This window comes from Ruegeria sp. HKCCD6119 (genome assembly GCF_013110585.1).
Taxonomy (GTDB): Bacteria; Pseudomonadota; Alphaproteobacteria; order Rhodobacterales; family Rhodobacteraceae; genus Ruegeria.
The window spans coordinates 1-20,205 of the sequence record NZ_WVQV01000011.1; the positions used below are offsets into that span (position 1 = coordinate 1).

The 20,205-nt window shown below is 59.8% G+C and carries 19 protein-coding genes; 9 read left to right on the forward strand and 10 right to left on the reverse strand.

Annotated elements, in window-relative coordinates; all coding sequences use genetic code 11:
• The first annotated feature begins 85 nt into the window (after positions 1-85).
• The 4 genes from pta (at position 86) to GS611_RS17870 (ending at position 5,734) form a co-directional block, all read left to right on the forward strand.
• The gene (pta, locus tag GS611_RS17855) at positions 86-1,093 is read left to right on the forward strand and encodes a phosphate acetyltransferase (protein WP_171637687.1); all 1,008 of its coding nucleotides are present in this window, start codon (positions 86-88) and stop codon (positions 1,091-1,093) included.
• Between the two features lie 90 nt (positions 1,094-1,183).
• Positions 1,184-4,003 carry a molybdopterin oxidoreductase family protein gene (locus tag GS611_RS17860; protein ID WP_171637689.1) on the forward strand — a complete coding sequence of 940 codons (2,820 nt, stop codon included), beginning with the start codon at positions 1,184-1,186 and terminating at the stop codon, positions 4,001-4,003.
• Positions 4,004-4,112: 109 nt separating this feature from the next.
• Positions 4,113-4,862 carry a 4Fe-4S dicluster domain-containing protein gene (locus GS611_RS17865; RefSeq protein WP_171172200.1) on the forward strand — a complete coding sequence of 250 codons (750 nt, stop codon included), beginning with the start codon at positions 4,113-4,115 and terminating at the stop codon, positions 4,860-4,862.
• Positions 4,862-5,734 carry a DmsC/YnfH family molybdoenzyme membrane anchor subunit gene (locus tag GS611_RS17870; RefSeq protein ID WP_171637691.1) on the forward strand — a complete coding sequence of 291 codons (873 nt, stop codon included), beginning with the start codon at positions 4,862-4,864 and terminating at the stop codon, positions 5,732-5,734. The genes GS611_RS17865 and GS611_RS17870 overlap by 1 nt, the downstream gene beginning before the upstream one ends.
• A 134-nt stretch (positions 5,735-5,868) precedes the next feature.
• Here the strand turns inward: GS611_RS17870 and dapA are convergent, their stop codons facing one another.
• On the reverse strand, positions 5,869-6,741 hold the full coding sequence (dapA, locus tag GS611_RS17875) for a 4-hydroxy-tetrahydrodipicolinate synthase (protein WP_171637693.1): 873 nt from the start codon (positions 6,739-6,741) through the stop codon (positions 5,869-5,871).
• Between the two features lie 134 nt (positions 6,742-6,875).
• Between dapA and GS611_RS17880 the strand changes: the two genes are divergently transcribed.
• Positions 6,876-8,849 (forward strand): lytic transglycosylase domain-containing protein, encoded by a 1,974-nt coding sequence (locus tag GS611_RS17880; protein ID WP_171637695.1) that lies wholly within the window; start codon positions 6,876-6,878, stop codon positions 8,847-8,849.
• On the opposite strand, the gene GS611_RS17885 is transcribed toward GS611_RS17880, so the two are convergent.
• Together GS611_RS17885 and mnmD are read right to left on the reverse strand one after the other, a co-directional pair.
• Entirely contained in the window at positions 8,823-9,692 is an 870-nt protein-coding gene (locus tag GS611_RS17885; protein ID WP_171637697.1) for a DMT family transporter, read from the reverse strand. The genes GS611_RS17880 and GS611_RS17885 overlap by 27 nt on opposite strands.
• Entirely contained in the window at positions 9,689-10,354 is a 666-nt protein-coding gene (mnmD, locus tag GS611_RS17890; protein ID WP_171637699.1) for a tRNA (5-methylaminomethyl-2-thiouridine)(34)-methyltransferase MnmD, read from the reverse strand. Before mnmD ends, GS611_RS17885 begins: the two co-directional genes overlap by 4 nt.
• 55 nt (positions 10,355-10,409) lie before the next feature.
• Between mnmD and GS611_RS17895 the strand changes: the two genes are divergently transcribed.
• Complete coding sequence (locus tag GS611_RS17895; protein ID WP_171637700.1) at positions 10,410-11,444, forward strand: FAD-binding oxidoreductase; 1,035 nt, start codon at positions 10,410-10,412, stop codon at positions 11,442-11,444.
• Here GS611_RS17895 and GS611_RS17900 read toward each other — a convergent pair.
• From GS611_RS17900 to GS611_RS17915, 4 genes are all read right to left on the reverse strand, one after another.
• Positions 11,436-12,227 carry an acyl dehydratase gene (locus tag GS611_RS17900; protein WP_171637701.1) on the reverse strand — a complete coding sequence of 264 codons (792 nt, stop codon included), beginning with the start codon at positions 12,225-12,227 and terminating at the stop codon, positions 11,436-11,438. The genes GS611_RS17895 and GS611_RS17900 overlap by 9 nt on opposite strands.
• Before the next feature lie 15 nt (positions 12,228-12,242).
• Positions 12,243-12,785 (reverse strand): NADPH-dependent FMN reductase, encoded by a 543-nt coding sequence (locus GS611_RS17905; RefSeq protein WP_171637702.1) that lies wholly within the window; start codon positions 12,783-12,785, stop codon positions 12,243-12,245.
• 132 nt (positions 12,786-12,917) lie between these two features.
• Positions 12,918-13,589 carry an OmpA family protein gene (locus GS611_RS17910; protein WP_171230628.1) on the reverse strand — a complete coding sequence of 224 codons (672 nt, stop codon included), beginning with the start codon at positions 13,587-13,589 and terminating at the stop codon, positions 12,918-12,920.
• Between the two features lie 126 nt (positions 13,590-13,715).
• Positions 13,716-14,408 carry a YafY family protein gene (locus GS611_RS17915; RefSeq protein ID WP_171637703.1) on the reverse strand — a complete coding sequence of 231 codons (693 nt, stop codon included), beginning with the start codon at positions 14,406-14,408 and terminating at the stop codon, positions 13,716-13,718.
• A 106-nt stretch (positions 14,409-14,514) separates the two neighbouring features.
• Here GS611_RS17915 and GS611_RS17920 point away from each other — a divergent pair, with 106 nt between their 5' ends.
• On the forward strand, positions 14,515-14,706 hold the full coding sequence (locus GS611_RS17920) for a hypothetical protein (protein WP_171637704.1): 192 nt from the start codon (positions 14,515-14,517) through the stop codon (positions 14,704-14,706).
• A 2-nt stretch (positions 14,707-14,708) separates the two neighbouring features.
• On the opposite strand, the gene GS611_RS17925 is transcribed toward GS611_RS17920, so the two are convergent.
• Positions 14,709-15,356: an RluA family pseudouridine synthase gene (locus tag GS611_RS17925; protein WP_171637705.1), complete on the reverse strand. Its 648-nt coding sequence runs from the start codon at positions 15,354-15,356 to the stop codon at positions 14,709-14,711.
• Between the two features lie 96 nt (positions 15,357-15,452).
• On the opposite strand from GS611_RS17925, the gene GS611_RS17930 reads away from it, so the two are divergent.
• Together GS611_RS17930 and GS611_RS17935 are read left to right on the forward strand one after the other, a co-directional pair.
• Complete coding sequence (locus GS611_RS17930) at positions 15,453-15,863, forward strand: nuclear transport factor 2 family protein (protein WP_171637706.1); 411 nt, start codon at positions 15,453-15,455, stop codon at positions 15,861-15,863.
• 2 nt (positions 15,864-15,865) lie between these two features.
• Complete coding sequence (locus tag GS611_RS17935; RefSeq protein ID WP_171637708.1) at positions 15,866-16,576, forward strand: SGNH/GDSL hydrolase family protein; 711 nt, start codon at positions 15,866-15,868, stop codon at positions 16,574-16,576.
• Here GS611_RS17935 and rarD read toward each other — a convergent pair.
• Both rarD and GS611_RS17945 read right to left on the reverse strand, forming a co-directional pair.
• Complete coding sequence (gene rarD, locus GS611_RS17940; protein ID WP_171637710.1) at positions 16,567-17,472, reverse strand: EamA family transporter RarD; 906 nt, start codon at positions 17,470-17,472, stop codon at positions 16,567-16,569. The genes GS611_RS17935 and rarD overlap by 10 nt on opposite strands.
• 262 nt (positions 17,473-17,734) lie before the next feature.
• Positions 17,735-20,188 (reverse strand): FAD-dependent oxidoreductase, encoded by a 2,454-nt coding sequence (locus tag GS611_RS17945; RefSeq protein ID WP_171637712.1) that lies wholly within the window; start codon positions 20,186-20,188, stop codon positions 17,735-17,737.
• Positions 20,189-20,205 lie beyond the last annotated feature (17 nt).

The following is a 20,205-nucleotide window of genomic DNA, read 5'->3' on the forward strand; positions in this document are numbered from 1 at the left end:
ATGAAAAAACCCGTCGCCGTCGCCGGAATCTCCGCCGACGACATGAAAGCTCAGGAAGCGTAATCAAAGGACGAGGCCACAGCGCATGACAATGACACCAATTGAACTGTTGCGTCAGAGCGCCCCGGCCTCGCGCCCTGTGATTTCTTTATGCGAAGGCAGTGATCCCCGCGTTGTTGCGGGGGCGCTGGCCGCCCAACAAGCCGGACTGGCCGATGTCATTCTGGTCGGTCCACAAGCCGAGGTCGACGCCGCCCTCAAAAACCAGAACGCCACTCGCTCTGACGGCGTCATCGTTCACGACCCGGCAACCTCGGACCTGACCGAAGAGTTTGCTCAAACCTATTTTGAACTGCGCCAACACAAGGGCGTCGATCCGGCCAAGGCCCGAGCCGCCGTTGAAACACCGCCAGTCTATGCCGCCATGCTGGTACGCAGCGGGCGGGCCACTGGAACCGTAGGTGGAGCCGTTCACACGACCGGAGACATTGTACGCGCGGCCATTCAGGTGATCGGCATGGCCCCCGATGCCGGAATGGTATCATCCTTTTTCCTGATGTACCCGCCGGAAGACGCTCAACCCGGAGCGCGGGCGATGCTCTATTCGGACTGCGGCCTGGTCATCGATCCCAGCCCTGACGAGTTGAGCGAAATTGCCGTCGCCTCGGCCAGATCGGCGCGCGCACTGCTGCGGGTTGACCCCAAGATCGCCATGCTCAGCTTTTCGACCAAAGGCAGCGCAAAGCATCCCGATGTCGACAAGGTGATCGAGGCCACTGAAACACTGCGTCAAAGTTCCCCGGATCTCGAGGTCGACGGCGAGCTTCAGTTCGACGCGGCCTTCGTGCCCTCGGTCGGGGATCGCAAATCGCCCGGATCTTCGGTCGCCGGTCAGGCCAACGTGATGATCTTTCCCAATCTCGACGCGGGCAATATCGGCTACAAGATCACGCAACGACTGGGGGGTTACACCGCAATCGGCCCGGTTCTGCAGGGGCTGGCCCGACCCGCCAACGATCTTTCCCGCGGATGCAGCGCCGAAGACGTGACCCAGATGATCGCCGTGACGGCACTGCAAGCTATCAGGAAATAAAACTCAGAACTCGCGCCGTCTTCAGAACGATGTTCTCAAATCGGAAGGAAAGTGAAACAATCCTCCCGACATAACCGACAGGACCCGCCAATGACCCATCAGCAGCCGATCCTTGAAACGTCTCCGAAAGTTTCGGACGAGGTCCGCAAAACCACCTGTTACATGTGCGCCTGCCGCTGCGGCATCAACGTTCACATGAAAGATGGCAAGGTAGCCTATATCGAAGGAAACCGGAACCACCCGGTCAACAAGGGTGTGTTGTGCGCCAAGGGCTCTGCCGGGATCATGCAGGTCAACGCCCCCTCTCGCCTGCGCAAACCGCTGAAGCGTGTCGGCCCACGCGGCTCGGGTGAATTTCGCGAAATCGAGTGGGACGAGGCGCTCAGCACTGCCGTGGGCTGGCTGAACGAACTGCATGAAACCGCACCGCAGAAGCTGGCTTTCTTCACTGGCCGCGACCAGAGCCAGAGCTTCACCAGTTTCTGGGCCCAGAATTTCGGCACTCCGAACTACGCAGCCCACGGCGGCTTCTGCTCGGTCAATATGGCGGCCGGTGGCATTTACACGATGGGCGGCGCTTTTTGGGAGTTTGGGCAACCCGACTGGGATCACACCAAACTGTTCATGCTGTTCGGCGTCGCCGAGGATCATGACAGCAACCCGATAAAAATGGGGATCGGCAAGATCAAGGCGCGCGGCGCACGGGTGATCGGAGTGAATCCGATCCGGTCGGGCTATAACGCAGTTGCCGATGACTGGGTTGGCATCACACCCGGAACAGACGGGCTGTTCATTTTGTCGCTGATCCACGTCCTGATGAAAGCTGGCAAGATCGATCTGGATTACCTGAGCCGCTATACCAATGCGCCGGTTCTGGTGAACGCAAGCGAGGGTGCGGAAAAGGGCCTGTTCCTGCGCGACGAGGATGGCAAGCCGCTGGTTATTGATCGCAAGACGGGCAAGCCAACCGCATTCGACAAGCCCGGCGTGCGCCCGGACCTGTCGGCGACCTATGACAAGGACGGTGTAACGCACCGTCCCGTTTTCCACTTGATGGCCGAGAAATACCTCAGCAACGAACACGCGCCCGAGGCGGTGGCCGATCGCTGCGGCATCCCCGCCAAGCGTATCCGGGCCATTGCCGCCGAAATCGCCAGGGTTGCTTTTGACCAGGCGATCGAACTGGATCAGGAATGGGTTGATTTTCGGGGTGAAAAGCACTCGAAGATGATTGGTCGTCCCGTCAGCTTCCATGCCATGCGGGGCATTTCGGCCCATGCCAACGGCTTCCAGACCTGCCGCGCACTGCACGTGCTTCAGATCCTGCTGGGAACAGTCGAGGTGCCGGGCGGTTTCCGCTTCAAGCCACCCTATCCCAAACCGGTCGAAGCACACCCGACGCCTCATGGCGACAGGCGTCCGGGACGCCCGCTGAACGGCCCGCATCTGGGCTTTCCACGTGGTCCCGAAGACCTGCTGCTGGACGACTGCGGCACGCCGCAACGCATCGACAAGGCATTCACCTGGGAAAACCCGATGTCCGCGCACGGGTTGATGCATATGGTGATTTCGAACGCGGCTGCCGGTGATCCCTACAAGATCGACACGCTGTTCATGTATATGGCGAACATGTCGTGGAACTCCTCCATGAACACAAAAGGTGTGATGGAGATGCTGACGGCCAAGGCCGAAGACGGCAATTACATCATCCCGCGCATCATCTACTCCGATGCCTATTCTTCTGAAATGGTGGCCTATGCCGACCTGATCCTGCCCGACACCACCTATCTTGAGCGGCACGACTGTATCTCCCTGCTGGATCGCCCGATCTGCGAGGCCGACGCCGCAGCTGACGCCATTCGCTGGCCGGTGGTCGAACCCGACCGTGACGTGCGTGGTTTCCAGTCGGTTCTGATCGAGCTGGCCAACCGTATGAGCCTGCCGGGTTTCACGAATGAAGACGGCAGCCCAAAGTGGAATGACTACGCAGATTACATTGTCAACCACGAACGACGCCCTGGCATCGGCCCGCTGGCCGGCTTCCGGGGTCCAGACGGCGACAAGGAAGGCCGCGGCGAGGTCAATCCGGATCAGCTGAACCGGTATATCGAAAACGGCGGATTTTATGTGGCGCATATCCCGGAAGGCGCGGATTACTACAAACCGTGGAACACCGCCTATCAGGACTGGGCCGTCGGGATGGGCATCTATGACAGCCCTCAGCCCTATCTGTTCCAACTCTATTCCGAACCGATGCGCCGGTTCCAGCTGGCTGCCGAAGGTCACGGAGACCGCCAGCCGCCCGAGCACCTGCGCCAGCGCATCAAGGACACCATGGATCCGTTGCCGATCTGGTACGAAACCGATCAGCAGGGCAATGAAGGCTTCACCGTCAACGCCCTGACGCAGCGCCCAATGGCCATGTATCACAGTTGGGGCACACAGAACGCATGGCTGCGCCAGTTGCACGGGCAAAACCCGCTGTACGTCCCGACCAAACTGATGCGGGAACACAACCTGCAAGACGGAGACTGGGCAAAAGTCAGCTCCCCCCACGGTGAGATCACCGTGCCGGTGATGGAGATGGCCGCGCTGAACGACAACACGGTCTGGACATGGAACGCCATCGGCAAACGCAAGGGCGCCTGGGCCTTGCAGGACGGCGCACCAGAAGCGACCAAAGGTTTCCTGCTCAATCACCTGATTCACGAATTGCTGCCGTCCAAAGATGATGGAATGCGCTGGGCCAACTCGGACCCGATCACTGGTCAGGCGGCATGGTTCGACCTGAAGGTCAAAATCGAAAAAGCCGACGCACCTGCCGATGCGCAAAGCCAGCCGAATTTCGACCCGATCAAATCTCCTGTCGGAACCGGCCCTGAGAACCTGGCCTGGAAGGTGGGCAAATGACCCGGATCCGCACTTCATCTGGCCAAAAATATCCCGGGGGTGAATTGAGCCGCAGGCTCAAGAGGGGGCTGGCCCCCTCACCTGCCCTCCACAGCAGAGGTTCACTGACATGACCCAGCTACCAAACTCCACTGACCGCAAGATGGGCCTGGTCATCGACCTGGACACCTGTGTCGGCTGCCACGCCTGCGTTATTTCCTGCAAAGGCTGGAACACAGAAAATTATGGCGCCCCTCTTTCGGATCAGGACGCCTACGGTGCAAACCCTTCGGGCACCTTTCTCAACCGCGTGCATTCCTACGAAGTGCAACCTGCCGATGGGCATGCCCAGCTGATCCACTTCCCGAAATCCTGCCTGCATTGCGAAGACGCGCCCTGTGTTACCGTTTGCCCCACCGGCGCCAGCTACAAGCGGGTCGAGGATGGCATCGTCCTGGTCAATGAAAGCGATTGCATCGGATGCGGCCTGTGCGCCTGGTCCTGCCCTTACGGTGCGCGGGAACTGGATGTGGCCGAAGGTGTGATGAAGAAATGCACACTTTGCGTGGACCGCATCTACAACGAAAACCTCCCCGAGGTCGACCGTATCCCCTCCTGTGTTCGCACCTGCCCTGCGGGCGCAAGGCACTTTGGTGATCTGGGCGACCCTGACAGCGATGTCAGCCAGCTGGTTGCAGAACGGGGTGGCATGGACCTGATGCCGGAAATGGGTACAAAACCCGTCAACAAATACCTGCCCCCGCGCCCCAAGGACACCGTGGAAGACCAGATCGACATACTGGCCCCCCTGCTGGCCCCCATCGCTGACGAGCCCAAAGGGTTCCTCGGCTGGCTCGACAAGACGTTGGAGAAACTCTGATGCATCCCGCACCCTCCGTCATTCTGTTCACCACCCTGTCCGGTCTGGGATTTGGACTGCTGTTCTTTCTTGGCCTGGGGTTTCCGGCTGTTTCGGGTTGGGTGGCTTTTGTGTTCTTCGCCATTGCCTATGGTCTGGCCGTCGGCGGGCTTTTGGCTTCGACCTTCCACCTGGGCCATCCGGAACGGGCCTTGAAAGCCTTCACTCAATGGAAAACCAGCTGGCTCAGCCGTGAAGGTTGGTGTGCCGTACTCGCGCTGGTCGTCATGGGGCTCTATGCAATTGGCGTGGTGTTTCTGGACCAGCGCTGGGGTTTTCTGGGCTGGATCGGCGCAGGGTTGTCGCTGGCCACAGTGTTCACGACATCGATGATCTACACGCAGCTCAAGACCATCCCACGCTGGAACATGAACCTGACACCTGCCATGTTCCTCAGCTTCAGCCTGGCCGGTGGTGCCTTGCTGGCAGGTCAGACAAGTGCAGCTCTGCCGCTGCTGCTGATCGCGGCGCTGGTGCAGATACTGTACTGGCGCAAAGGGGATCAGGCGTTTGCATCATCGGGAACTGATCTGGGTACAGCCACCGGGCTTGGCGCACGCGGTTCCGTCCGCGCCTTTGAGCCGCCCCATACCGGCACCAATTATCTGCTGCGAGAGTTTGTTCACGTGGTCGGGCGCAAACACGCCGAAAAACTGCGGCTGATCTCGTTCGTTCTGGCATTCGTGCTGCCGGTTCTGCTGTTGTTGTTGCCGTTCAATCACGTCTTCGCCCTGCTGGCCGTGGCCTCGCATCTGGCAGGTGTTGCAACGTCGCGCTGGCTGTTCTTTGCGCAGGCCGAACATGTCGTGGGGCTGTATTACGGCAAACGCTGAGGGGGCTCTGCCCCCGCCGCGGCAAGCCGCGACTCCCCCGGGATATTTTTAGCCAGATGAAGTCTGGATATATGGAGAAGAAAGGGCGGCGCTCGAGGTTCGAGGCCGCCCTTCGTTGTATTCTGAAATACCAGTCAGATCAGGCCAGCATGGGCCATTGCGGCCTCGATTGCATCCTTGGTGCTGTTTTCCAGCTCGGTCAGGGGTGAGCGGACTTCGGTGCTGCAAAGGCCCAGTTTGCTGAGTGCATATTTGGCACCGACCAGGCCCGGCTCGATGAAGATCGCCTCATGCAGCGGCATCAGTTTGTCCTGATACTCCAGCGCTTTTGCGTAATCCCCTGCCAGTGTCGCCTGCTGGAATTCGGCGCAGAGCCTGGGGGCCACGTTTGCGGTGACCGAAATGCAGCCAACACCGCCGTGTGCGTTGAAGCCAAGTGCGGTGGCGTCTTCGCCGGACAATTGGCAGAAATCTGCGCCGCAAGTTGCACGCTGCTGGCTGACACGGGCCAGATCGCCCGTTGCATCCTTGACCCCGACGATACGGGGAAGCTTGGCCAGTTCACCCATCGTGGCAGGTGTCATGTCAATGACTGAGCGGCCCGGAATGTTGTAGATGATGATCGGGATATCCGCGGCCGCATGCAGCGCCTCGAAATGCGCGATCAGGCCACGCTGAGTCGGTTTGTTGTAATACGGCGTAACGACCAGTGCCGCATCCGCTCCGACTTTTTCCGCGAACTGAACGAAGCGGACAGCTTCGACCGTGTTGTTCGACCCGGCACCGGCAATGACCGGAACGCGGCCCGCAGCGGTTTTGACGACCTCTTCGATCACTGTTTCATGCTCTTCGTGGCTGAGCGTCGGGCTTTCGCCGGTTGTTCCCACAGGCACCAGCCCGGTCGAGCCTTCGGATATCTGCCAGTCCACCAGATGTTTGAGCGTCTTCAGGTCCAACTCGCCGTTGTTGAACGGGGTGACGAGGGCTGGCATCGAGCCTTTGAACATGACACGCTCCTTCAAGGTGCATTTTGCAATTTTTACGCCGCGGTCCCTCACGTTTCCAGCTTTGTGAGTTGATCCCGGCGACGCACGGTTTATCCTCACAGGCTCTATCCTCGGTTGGTTGGGAAATGCAAGGGATGACACGCTTTCTGGCACTGTTGACTGCTGTGATTCTGTATTCGGTGACTGCGACGCATTCAGCACGGGCAGATGCTGCTGCTGATTTGCGCGCTGGACTTACCGAAATGCGCAAAGGCGACTGGAACGCAGCGTTGCGCGTATCCGGCCAGCGTGGTTCTGTATCGCGCGATATCATTGTCTGGCACTGGCTGCGCGAGGGCTTCGGCAGCTCTGGCGACGTGTTGGTGTTTCTCGAACGTCGCCCGGACTGGCCCGGGCTGGCATGGTTGCGCCGCAAGAGCGAGCCTGTTTTCACCGGTGCCGATCCAGACAGGGTTCTGAAATTCTATGCCGGCATGCCGCCTCAGACGGCAGAGGGCGCGTTGAACTTTGCCGTCGCTCTGAAAGCCAAGGGACGCATCGGAGAAGCGGAGGCCGACATTGTGACCGCTTGGCGCACCATGCCAATGGGTTCGGGTCTGCAAAAAAGCTATCTGGAGAACTTTGCCAAACTTCTGAAGCCGCATCACGCGGCGCGCTTGGACAGAATGCTGTGGGACGGTCATCTTGTAAGCGCCGGGCAGATGTTGCCTTTGGTCGGTTCAGACGAACGCAAACTGGCCGAAGCAAGGATAGCATTGCAGAAACGCCAACCCGGTGTGGACACCAAGGTGGCAGCAGTTCCCAAGTCTCTGGCGGATGCGCCCGGGCTGGCCTTCGATCGTTTTGTCTGGCGCGACAAGAAAGAACTGGATGACAGCGCCGTCGATCTGATGCTGGCACGCTCTACCGGGCCTGACGCCCTGGGTGAGCCTGACAAATGGGCCGAGGGACGGCGCCGTCTTGCACGGCTTGAGATGCGATCGGGCCGTGCGGCGCGCGCCTATGACGTGGCCGCCAATCATCACATGACCCCCGAAATGGGTTACGGCTATGCCGATCTTGAATGGCTGGCCGGTTTTCTGGCGCTTCGCAAACTGAATGATCCTGCCACCGCCATTCGCCACTTCCAGAACTTTTCGGACGCCGTGAAATCTCCGATCTCGAAAGGCCGTGGTGGCTATTGGCTTGGGCGCTCTTACGCGGCATTGGGTGACGCGGACAAGGCGTATGACGCCTATGCGATGGGGGCCGACTACCAGACCTCATTCTACGGTCTGTTAGCCGCAGAACGGATCGGACGACCGTTTGATGCAGAACTGGCCAATCCGCGGCCCGCGCCGCATTGGCGGCAGGCGGAATTTGCCGATTCCAGCGTTTTGGAGGCCGGATTGCTGTTGCTGAAAGCCGGAGAAGCAAACCTGTCCGAACGGTTCCTGACCCATCTGGTCGAAAGCCTTGATCCAGTACAGGCCAATCAATTGGGCGATCTGGTGATCGAACTGAAACAGCCGCATCTGGCCGTGATGATCGCCAAACGGGCGGCAACTACGGGAACCGTTCTGCCCGCAGCCTATTACCCGGTCCATCCCGTTGCAGATATGCGATTGCCGATGGCCAAGGAAATGACATTGGCCATCGCGCGCCGTGAAAGCGAGTTCGACCCGGTCGTCGTCAGCGGTGCGGGTGCACGCGGCCTGATGCAGGTAATGCCCGCCACGGCCAAGCTGGTCGCGGGCGAGCTGGGCATTCTCAGCGGCCATCAGACGGGACGATTGACCACGGACTGGCAATACAACGCAAAGCTTGGGGCCAACTATCTTTCTGGTCTGGCGGCCGATTTCAACGGCAACGTTGTGATGATGGCGGCGGGGTACAATGCGGGGCCACGGCGCCCGATCTCGTGGATGGAACGCTATGGTGATCCGCGCACAGGCGAGGTCGATATCGTCGACTGGATCGAGACGATCCCGTTCAGCGAAACGCGGAACTACGTGATGCGCGTGACCGAAAGCCTGCCGGTCTACCGTGCCCGCCTGGGGCAACCCGCCCTTCCGGTTCCTTTCTCGCAGGAGCTGATCGGATCATCTCTGGCGGCGTTCGCGCCATAAGGTGAACAAACCTGCGGCCACGACGATGGTTGCGCCCGCCACGACTTCGGGGCGCAACGTTTCGCCAAAGATCGAAATACCCAGGATCGCGCTCCAGACCAGGTGAAAATATGCAAAGGGTTGAACCGCACTGGCTTCGGCCATCTCATAGCACTTGATCAACAGCCAGTGCCCGAACACCCCACTGACACAAAGCAGCGCCATCCAGAGCCAGTCGCCGCGCGCCATCGGCTCCCAGAACCACATGCCAAACACGGTCATCGCCACGGCACCGGCGACACCGGTCCAGAAAAAGCTGGTCGCCGCGCTGTCCTGACGGGCGACATATCGCGTCAAAAGTCCATAGATCGCAAACAGCAAAGCGGAAATCAAAGGTATGACAGCCCATGGGTTAAAGACCCCGGCGCCCGGTTGCAGGATGATCAGAACGCCGATGCAGCCGACACCGATCGCGGCCCATCGCCGCCATCCGACCTTTTCGCCCAGCACCGGCCCGCTCAGCGCGGCGACAAGCAAAGGATAGCAGATGAAGACGGCCATACTGTCGATCAGGCCAAGGACCGTAAAGCCGAACACCGCAATGCAGATCTCGGCCGCCAGCAACAAGCCCCGCACGATCTGCAAACCCAACTGACTTGTCTTTGTGGCCGCCTTCAGTCCACCGGGGGCCCGGGCGGCCAGAGCGATGACAAAAGCCGCAAAGAACCAATAGCGGATCATGACCACCATGTAGGTGTTATAGGTTCCGGCCAGATGGCGCGAGATACCGTCCTGCAAGGCAAAGACAATTGTCGCGCCCACCATCAAAGCGATGCCCGCACCGACATTGTTCGTCTGGGTCATGCTTTGTGTGCCCGTGTCATGTGCCGCTTGCGACCATAGCCGGGTGTGCGGGTTACGTTGAAACCGGCACTTTCAAGCCCCCGGCGCACAAAACCCGCGGCCGTATACGTGGCAGCTGTACCGCCTTTGACAGTGTGGCTTGCCACGTCCTGCATCAGGTCCGCGCCCCACAATTCAGGGTTCTTGGCTGGTGAAAACCCGTCGAGAAACCAAGCATCTGCCACACCGTCCCAGTTCGGCAATGTCTTGCGTGCATCGCCGATCACAACCTCAAACCGAAGCGAATCCAACATACACGTGCGCCCTGTCCAATGCGCCAGAAACCGGCTGCTCCACGGATGTAATTCGGGAAAGGCTCCAAGCGCGCGCTGCATGTCGTCCGGTGCCATGGGAAAGGCTTCGAAACTGGTAAAGCGCAATGGCCCTTTCTGGCCGGATGCCTCCCATTCCGACCAGGCGGTCAGCAGGTTAAGGCCGGTGCCAAAACCCAACTCGGCAATGTGAAACCCCGTCGCAAACCGTGCAGGCAAGTCATTTCCCGCCAGAAACACATGGCGCGTCTCTTCCAGCCCGTTCTGTAACGAATAATATGGGTCGTCGAAGCGATCCGAGACCGGTATCTGATCTTCGGTCCACGTCAATTCGGCGCGCTGGTCTGCCATTGGGGAATCCTGTAGCTAAGCGGCGCGACACTGAACAAGGAAAAGGGAATTGGCAATGGTCGATGTGACGGTTCGCGGCGCAGGAATTTTCGGCCTGTCCATCGCCTGGATTTGTGCGCGCCGCGGCGCGAAAGTGCAGGTTGTCGATCCGTCCGGTCCCGGCGCCGGGTCCAGCGGAGGTCTGGTCGGCGCCTTGGCCCCGCATGTGCCGGAAAACTGGAACGCCAAGAAAGCATTTCAGTTCGACAGTCTGATCATGGCTGAACCGTTCTGGCGACAGATCGAAGACACCGGCGGGGTTTCACCCGGCTATGGCCGGCTGGGCCGCCTTCAGCCGATCCCGGACGCGCGTGGTCTGGAACTGGCCCGCCAGCGCGAAGGCACCGCAGATGAGCTTTGGCAAGGTCGGGCGGAATGGCGTGTCATCACCGCGACCCAAGCGGGTTCATGGTGCCCACCCAGCCCCACAGGCTTTGTCATTCGCGATACGCTGACGGCACGAATGCACCCCCGGCGGGCCTGTGCCGCGCTGGTCGCAGCACTGGAGGTCATGGGCGTTCACATTGTCAGTGAAGCCGAGGACAAGGGGCAGGTCATCCACGCCACGGGCCTTGCAGGATTGCAGGAACTGAACGACGCCTACGGCAAGACCGTCGGAAATGGAGTCAAAGGGCAGGCCGCCCTGTTGCGCTTCGACGCAGGGGAAGTGCCGCAACTATTCGCCGACGCGATTCACATTGTGCCGCATGCAGACGGAACACTTGCGGTCGGATCGACCTCGGAACGGGATTATGAGGACCCGACCAGCACGGACGAAGCTCTGGACGACGTGATAGACCGCGCCACGCGCGTCCTGCCCCTGTTGCACGGGGCCGAGGTGATCGAACGCTGGGCTGGTGTGCGCCCGCGCAGCAAAAGCCGAGCGCCGATGTTGGGCGCCCATCCCCTGCATCAAGGGCAGTACATCGCCAATGGCGGGTTCAAAATCGGTTTCGGCATGGCCCCCAAAATCGCCGAGGTCATGGCCGATCTTTTGCTGGAAGATCGGGATACGATCCCTGATGAGTTCCGGCCCGAAGCCTCATTGTGACTGCGCGACGGCTTGCATGCATTGCCGCCCGTCAGGGCCGCGCACCCACATGTTTGCACCCCTCCGACACAACTGGGCAGTTTCGAAATGCATCAATGGTGAAGTCGCGCGGAACGAAAACGAGGCGAGCGGACCGATCAGGTCAACCGCGAAAAGCATCAGAAGCTGCGCCAGAAGCGGCCCGTGCACGACCAGCCCGCCATATCCTTCCACATCGCGCGCATAGTCCAGATCATAGTGAATACGGTGGCCATTGAAGGTCAGGGCCGAGTATCGAAACAACAACGTTGAATCGAACCCGACTTCGCGGCAATCGGTCTCATCGGTGCGCGCTGTGGGCGGTTGGGGCATTTCAGCATCCGGCGCAGGATCTTCGCGATATACAAGATCCTGCCACTCTGTCATGCGCAACTGACCGTTCTGCCAGATCTCGTGCCGCAACGTGACAAAGCCCAACGGGCCGGACCGCCCCACCTTGGCGTTTTGACTTTCAAGAACCGATTTCTTTTCGGCGGTGATCCCTGCGATCAATGGCGCATGAAAGGTCAACCGCCCGCCGGCCCACATTCTGCGCGGCAACCCCATATCCGGGATCAAGCCCCCAACCTTGGGATGCCCATCCCGACCCAATGCAGCGGCCGGTTGAGAGGTCCAGAAATAAAGCTGATGGAAGAAGGGCGGCAATTCCGAACCACTGGCGATCGTTGGCACACCACCCAGCGCGACCTGAAATGCGGCCGGGCGGGCCGGATCCAAGAGATCGGTCTGTCGCTCTTGCGTCATTTGCCTGACCCGCGATCAGAAACCGGCCTCGGCCCGGAGTTTCTGCATCAAGTCATGCAAAGACTTTTCGTACCGGTCCGAACGCAGCTTTCCCTGATCGTCGAATTCGTTCGAACTGTTCGCCAGATGGATTTCGGGCCCTTGCAGGATGCGCGGCTGAAATGGAACCATACAGGCCCGCAGGATCATCTGCGCCCGTTCCCCGCCTGCACGACCAGCGGCCGCCGACATTACCGCAACCGGTTTGTCGGCCCATGGATTGCCTTGCGTTCGGCTGACCCAGTCCAGCGCGTTTTTCAGAACGCCTGATGGACCCTTGTTGTACTCTGGTGTCGAAATGATCACCGCATCGGCCTGTGCGATCTGATTGGCTAGCGTATGAACCGCCTGGGGAATCCCTTCTTTGTCTTCCAGATCACCGTCGTAGAGGGGCAGGTTCAAATCCGCTTCGACAAAGCTTGCCGGATCGAACAACCGTGCCGCCTCGCGCAGAAGCTTACGGTTGGTCGCGTTCTGGCGCAGGGACCCGGACAGGCCAAGAAGGGTCGGTTGGGACATCGGGAAAGCTCCGTTTCTGTGTTTGGCGCAAGTTAGACCGAGATCACCCCGATCCAAACCCCATTTGACGCACAGTCATTGCGCAAACCGAGCCGCCCATTGGGCGGCCCCGCTGTTCACGCCGCGCAGTGGTTACGCGTTCCCGCTGGGCACCACTACAATCTCGACACGCCGGTTTTGCGATTTTCCTTCCGGCGTCAGGTTGGACGCGACAGGGTTGTTTTCGCCCTGCCCGATCGTGCGAATACGGTTGTAGCTGACACCGTTGGCCTGAAGGATATCGGCCACGGCATTCGCGCGGCGCTCTGACAGGCCCTGATTGTAGGTTGCGTCGCCGTCGCTGTCAGTGTGCCCGATGATCTGCACGTTCGAATTCGGGTAGTTGACCAGATTCTGGCCCACTTTCACCAGATCAGACCGCAACGCCGGGCGCACAGTCGAACTGTCGGTGTCAAAGGTGATGTCATTCGGGACCGTCACAATCAGGCGATCGCCTGCGTTGACGATTGTAATTCCGTCATTTGCCAGTTGTTGGCGCAGCTCCGCAGCCTGCTTGTCCAGTTGATTGCCGATCACGCCGCCCCCGGCAGCACCGATTGCAGCACCGGCCAACGCGCCCAGACCGGGGTTCGAATTATTGGCAATTGCCCCGATTCCAGCGCCGACCAGCCCACCCAGAACGGCGCCCTGTTTGGCGTTCTGGTTCGGGTCGTCCTGTACTTTCAGCGTGCCCGGGTCGGTACAGGCCGCCAACACAAGGGCTGAACACAAACCTGTGGCCACGAAAAACTTGGAAATCGTCATGATATCACCTTCTGCTCCAGCACCCGTTATTCGGGCGTGCTTCGTTTTCCTCAGTATATCACTGTGCAGGCTTGGCGGCTCAAGCTACAATGCGGTGAAGTCGGCGAATACCCGCCAAACACGTATTCAAACCGCTTCAACGAACGTTTCTGCGTTCTGTTGCTCCTGCCAGAGCTCGCGCAATGACCTGCTTTGTCCTGAAAAGCTATCTTCGGTGCATTCACTGGACCAGATACGGTCGGTGCGGAAATGGCGAAACCCGTTGCGCAATTCGCACCAGCCTGCCAACATCGTGCATTCGATGTGATAGATCAGCGCCACAGGGCGCACGACCCGAACCGTGCGTTCGCCTTCGCTATCTTCATAGGTGATACGGATTTTCCGCTCTGCCCTGATGGCTTCGCGGTAATGCGCGATCGAAACGCAACCCTTGTTTGGATCATCCGCCGGGGCACCCCATGGGGCAACCTGCAACCAATCCGCTGGGCAATGCAATGCGTCGATCTTCTGGCATATCCGGCTGGCGGCCCTTTGCAGGTGACTGTCGCCGGTACGCGCAAGAAGAGACAGGCCAACCCACAAGGCCTCAACTTCTTCTGCATCGAAATTGAGCGGCGGCAGATCATAGCCGCGCCGCATCACGTACCCGATACCGGCCTCACCTTCGATGGGCGTCCGTTGCGCCTGCAACTCGGCGATATCCCGATAAACCGTGCGCACGGACACCTCCAACCTTGCGGCCAGGGCCTCTGCCGTGACCGGAGCGCCCGCAGCCCGCAGGATCTGGATGATTTCAAACAATCGGGTCGAACGGCGCATTGCATCCTCCTGTCACCATGCTGACACCCTAGCACACCCCACTGACAAGAGGGTGTCAGGAGTGATGGGCCAGATTGAATTGGCATCGAAAGAAGGAGCACGAAAAATGCCATACCTCGACACCCATGTCATGATGACACTCAGGCTGGGGCAATGGTCTCAGGACCATACCCTGCGCGCCTTCGAGATCGAGCGCGAAATCGCCATGGCCCGGCAGTGCAAGCAGCCCGTATCAAAGAAACGATCCAGACGATTTTCGCTGGGAAATCTAAAGGTGCTCTGGACCAGCACGGCCTGAGATCAGAACTCGGGCCGGGCCCGAAACTTCATCGAAACCCCACCTTCCGGGTGTTTCAGACGCAGTTCTTCCGAATGCAGCATCAATCTGGGGAAGTCCAGCGCATCGCCCGTCGCATAGAATGGATCGCCCAGGATCGAGTGGCCCAGCGCCTGCATATGGACGCGAAGTTGATGAGACCGGCCCGTTTTGGGAAACAGACGCACACGCGTCGTATCGCCTTCGGTCTTCACGACACGCCAGTCCGTCACGGCAGGTTTGCCCGTCGCGTGGCAAACCATCTGTCTGGGTCGGTTGGGCCAGTCCACGATCAGAGGCAAGTCCACGGTGCCGGTCTTGGGTTCCAGCTGCCCCCAGACTCGGGCGATATAGGTTTTGCGGGTCTGACGCTGCTCGAATTGCATGCTCAGGTTGCGCTGTGCGTGCGGCGTTTGGGCAAAGACCATGACACCGGACGTGTCACGGTCCAGCCGGTGCACCAGCAGTGCTTGTGGAAATGCATCCTGCACCCGGGTCAACAGACAATCTGAAAGATGCGCGCCCCGCCCCGGAACCGAAAGCAGGCCCGAAGGTTTGTTCACCACGATCAGCTGTGCATCTTCATGCAACACATCCAGCGGGGTTTGAGGGGGATCATAGGTGTCGCTCATGCAGGGTGCCTATCCCAGCTCGTGACCTCCCGCAACGTCGTCCTTGCATGCCCGCCGATGTTCGGTGACCTTCTCTTCAAAAGCGGAGGAGATGCCATGCACCCGACAATTGAACGCATGCAAGAGGTTGTCGCAAAGGGCGATGAGACCTTGATCCATCAGCTCCTGGCCGAAGATGTGCAGTTCCTGCCGCCCACATACTACAGCACCTGGACAGGGCGCGCTCCGGTCGCTGCCGTTCTGGGGCATGTCGGGCAGGTGTTTTCAGATTTTCGTTATCGGCGCGTCATGGGCGACGGGAAAGACTGGGCATTGGAGTTTCAATGCAAAGTCGGTGATCTGGATGGTATCGGCGTGGATCTTGTTACGTTGAACGACGACGGGTTGATCCAGGTTTTCGAGGTCGTCATGCGCCCCTACAAAACGGTAGGTGCCTTGCGCGATGCCATGATGGCTCGGGTCATGACAGACGCTCGCTTTCTGGAATTCAAAAACGCGCTGAGCTGACAATGCCTCGTTCCCTAGCTGCCGATCAGATTTTGCGGGTTCCGTTGCTTCCGGTGCTTGCCACGCAGGGGCTATCGGTGCGAAGGAACGCGCAGTTGCTGCCGGAACCGACTGGCCCGCGCGAAGGCCGCACAGGGCGCGGGCCACGTCTGCGGCTTTTGATCACCGGTGACAGCTCGGCTGCCGGAGTGGGCGCAGGCACGCAAGATCAGGCGTTATCCGGTCATCTGGTCAACCGTCTGGCCAGCCACTATGCGGTCGAATGGCGGCTGGAAGCGACAACCGGGCACACCACCCAGGACACGATCGACCGCCTGTCGCAAATGGACGGCGAGTTCGATGCTGTCGTTACGGCACTCGGAGTCAATGATGTCACCCGTGCCGTAACACGCCAGCAATTTGCGCGCTGTCAGACCCGCCTTATCCGCTTGCTTTCAGAAAACCTGGGGGCTCGTCGCATCGTCGTAACCGCTGTCCCGCAGATGAACAGGTTTCCGGCCCTACCACAGCCGCTGGCCTGGGTGCTTGGATGCCAGGCCGCCCGCCTGGATCAGGGGTTGCAAGAGGTTGCGGCTGCATTTCCGCATGTTCAACATCTGCCACTCGACCTGCCGGACGACCCGGCATTGGCTGCACCGGATGGCTACCATCCCAGCCCACGGGCGTATGCGCTCTGGGCGAATGCAGCCGCGCGTCTGTTGCTTCAGGCCTGACCGCGCGCCTGCCGGATCATAGGGATCGAGTAAACGACCAGAGCCGCCCAGATCAGTGGGAACGCGATCATCCGGCCCGTGTCAATCTTTTCGCCGAACAGGGTTATCGCGGTAATGAAAATCATGGTCGGCGCGATGTATTGCAGGATGCCCATCGTGGACAGGCGCACCAGTTTGGCGCCGTTTGCATAGACCAGCAATGGCACCGCCGTTACTACCCCTGCACAGGACAACAACAAGGTGTCCGACATCGCGACACCGAAATGACCAGTGCCCCGCACACCCAGAATGGTGACATAGACCAGTGCCGGAATCAAAAGGATCAGGACCTCAAGCAGGAAACCCTGGTTCGGCCCAATCGGCAGCGAGCGCTTGAAGAACGCGTAGAATCCCCAACTGATCATCAACCCAAGAGCCGCCCAAGGCAAACGACCGGCTTCCACCACAAGTACCACCACACCCAGCGCGGCCAATCCGACCGCGAACAATTGTGTCCGTGTCAGGGGTTCTCTCAACAGGATTGCCCCCAGCGCGATACTGAATAGGGGGTTGATGTAATAACCCAACGCCGCATCCAGTGCGTTGCCCGTGGAAATGGCCCATACGTAAATCGCCCAGTTCACGGAAATAAGCGCTGCTGTCAAAGCGGCCATACCCAACATCTTCGGATTGCCAAGCGCGGCCTTCAGATCCCGGGTTCGGCCCAGGACAACCAGCAACAACCCGGCCACAGGCACTGACCAGATAACACGGTGCGCCACAACCTCGACCGCGCCCATATGATCCAGCGCTTTCATGTACAGAGGCAAGAACCCCCACAGGACATAGGCCGTGACTGCCAGCGCAAGCCCCTTTGGTGTGTCCGTGTTCTGTGAAGGTAGAAGCGTGTCTGCCACATCGGGTCTCCGGTTGATACCGGTTCGGTTTAAGGCAGAAATGAACGGGTTGAAAACTCTGAAAACAGTGAAGTGTCACATAACAATGTTTGATGAGTTGTCAGACCACGCTTTTTAGGTGAGGTCTGAAATGCGAGGCTCTGCCTCGCGCTCCGGGATATTTGTGGCCAGATGAACAAGGGACCCGCTCTTCATCTGGCCACAAATATCCCGGGGGAGTCGCCGAAGGCGGCGGGGGCAGCGCCCCCACCAAACCCCGTGGTCACACCTTCACCCGTTCGGATTTCGGGTCATACATCGGCTTGAGCGACGCCTCGACCCGAACTTTCGTGCCACACACGTCGATTTCGTAGGTCGAGGCCAGAACGTCTGCGGCCTTCTCCCCCTCGCACGGCACGTAACCCAAGCCAATCGCACCTCCCAGCGTGTGGCCATAGTTGCCCGAGCTGAGATAGCCCACATACTCGCCATCGCGGATGATCGGTTCATTGTGGAACAGCAGCGGCTCGGGATCGGTCAGGCGGAACTGCACAAGGCGCGATTTCGGGCCGCTTTCCTTGCGCGCAATCACCGCCTCGCGGCCGATGAAGTCGCAGCCCTTGTCCACCTTGACGGCAAAGCCCAGCCCGGCGTCCACCACGTGATCTTCGCAGGTGATGTCATGGCCGAAATGGCGGAAGCCCTTTTCGATCCGGCAGCTGTCCATCATGTGCATGCCGCACAGCTTCAGCCCCATGTTCTGCCCCGCCTCGTGCAGCGTTTCAAAGACGTGGCCCGCCATGTCGGATGAGACGTAGATCTCCCAGCCCAGCTCACCCACATAGGTGACGCGGTGGGCGCGGGCGAGGCCCATGCCGATCTCGATTTCCTGCGCGGTGCCGAAGGGGTTTGCCGCGTTCGAGAAGTCGTTGGGCGAGACTTTCTCCAGCAAGGCCCGCGCATTCGGACCCATCACCGCCAAAACGCCTTCACCCGCCGTGACGTCGGTGATGACCACGTTGAAATTGCCCGCATGGCGCAACATCCACGTCTGGTCCGCCAGGCGCGTCGCCGCCGGGGTGACCACCAGATAGGCGGTCTCGGAAAGGCGGGTGACGGTGACATCCGCCTCGATCCCGCCGGAACGGTTCAGAAACTGCGTGTAGACGATCTTGCCATTGGCCACCGCGTAATTACCGCCACCGATATAGTTCATGAACTTCTCGGTATCGGGGCCCTCGACCCGGATCTTGCCGAAGGAGGACATGTCATACATGCCCACGTTCTCGCGCACCGCGCGGTGTTCGGCGGCCGAGTTCTCGAACCAGTTCTGACGCTTCCAGCTGTAGCTGTATTCGCGTTCCTGCCCTTCGTTCGCGAACCAATTGGCACGCTCCCACCCGGCCAGTTCGCCGAACACGGCACCGTGTTCATTCAGGTGGTGATGGAATGGCGTCCGGCGCACGCCGCGCGCCGTGGCTTTCTGGCGATAGGGATAGTGATCAGCGTAGAGCAATCCCAACGTTTCTTTTGAGCGTTCATAAAGGTATTTCTTATTGCCCTGAAACGGCTGCATCCGACCGATATCCACATCGCCCAGATCAAAGGGCTTTTCACCGGCATCCATCCACTCGGCCAGCGACATGCCTGCGCCACCGGCGGACTGGATACCGATCGAGTTGAACCCGGCCGCGACCCAGACATTGTCCATCTCGGGTGCCAGCCCCAGGTGATAGGCGTCGTCGGGAGTAAAGGATTCGGGGCCGTTGAAGAAGGTGTGAATACCCGCCTCGGACAGCATTGGCATCCGGTTGCACGCCGCTTCGAGGATCGGTTCGAAGTGGTCGAAATCCTCGGGCAGTTGGTCGAACTCGAAGCTGTCGGGAATACCGTTCATGGCCCAGGGTTTGGCATTCGGCTCGAATGCGCCCAACATCATTTTGCCCGCATCTTCCTTGTAGTAGGCGCATTCATCTGGCACCCGCAGAACCGGCATCTGGCTCAACCCTTCAATGGGTTCAGAGACGATGTAGAAATGCTCGCAGGCGTGCAGCGGCACATTCACGCCGGCCATCTTGCCTACCTCGCGCCCCCACATTCCCGCGCAATTGACAACCATATCACAGGCGATATGCCCTTGGGATTGCCCGTCATCACTGACCCAGTCGACACCGGTCGCGCGCCGTCCGTGCCGGGAAATCCCGGTCACCTTCACCCGTTCCTTGATCAACCCACCGCGTTGACGCGCACCCTTGGCCAACGCCAAGGCAATATTAGCAGGATCTGCCTGGCCATCGGTTGGCAACCAAACGCCACCTGCCACGCCGTCGAGGTTGATATGCTCATATCGCTCTTTGACTTCGGTCGGAGAAAGCTCTTCGACCGGCACGCCAAAGGCGCGGGCCATTGCCGCATTTCGGTGAAGCTCCTCCAACCGCTCACTGGTCAGGGCGACCGAAACGGACCCGACCTGACGTAGGCCGGTGGCGACACCGGTCTCTTCCTCAAGGCCCAGATAGAGCTCTGCGGAATAACGCGCCAGTTTGGTCATGTTGGAAGACGCGCGCAGTTGCCCGATCAGGCCCGCCGCGTGCCAGGTGGTGCCGCTGGTCAGTTGCTTGCGTTCTAGCAGAACAACATCGGTCCAGCCCTTCTTGGTCAAATGATATGCAACCGAGCATCCGATGACGCCACCGCCGATGATGACCACTCGGGCCTTGCTGGGAAGATCAACCATCCTGAAATCTCCGCTGT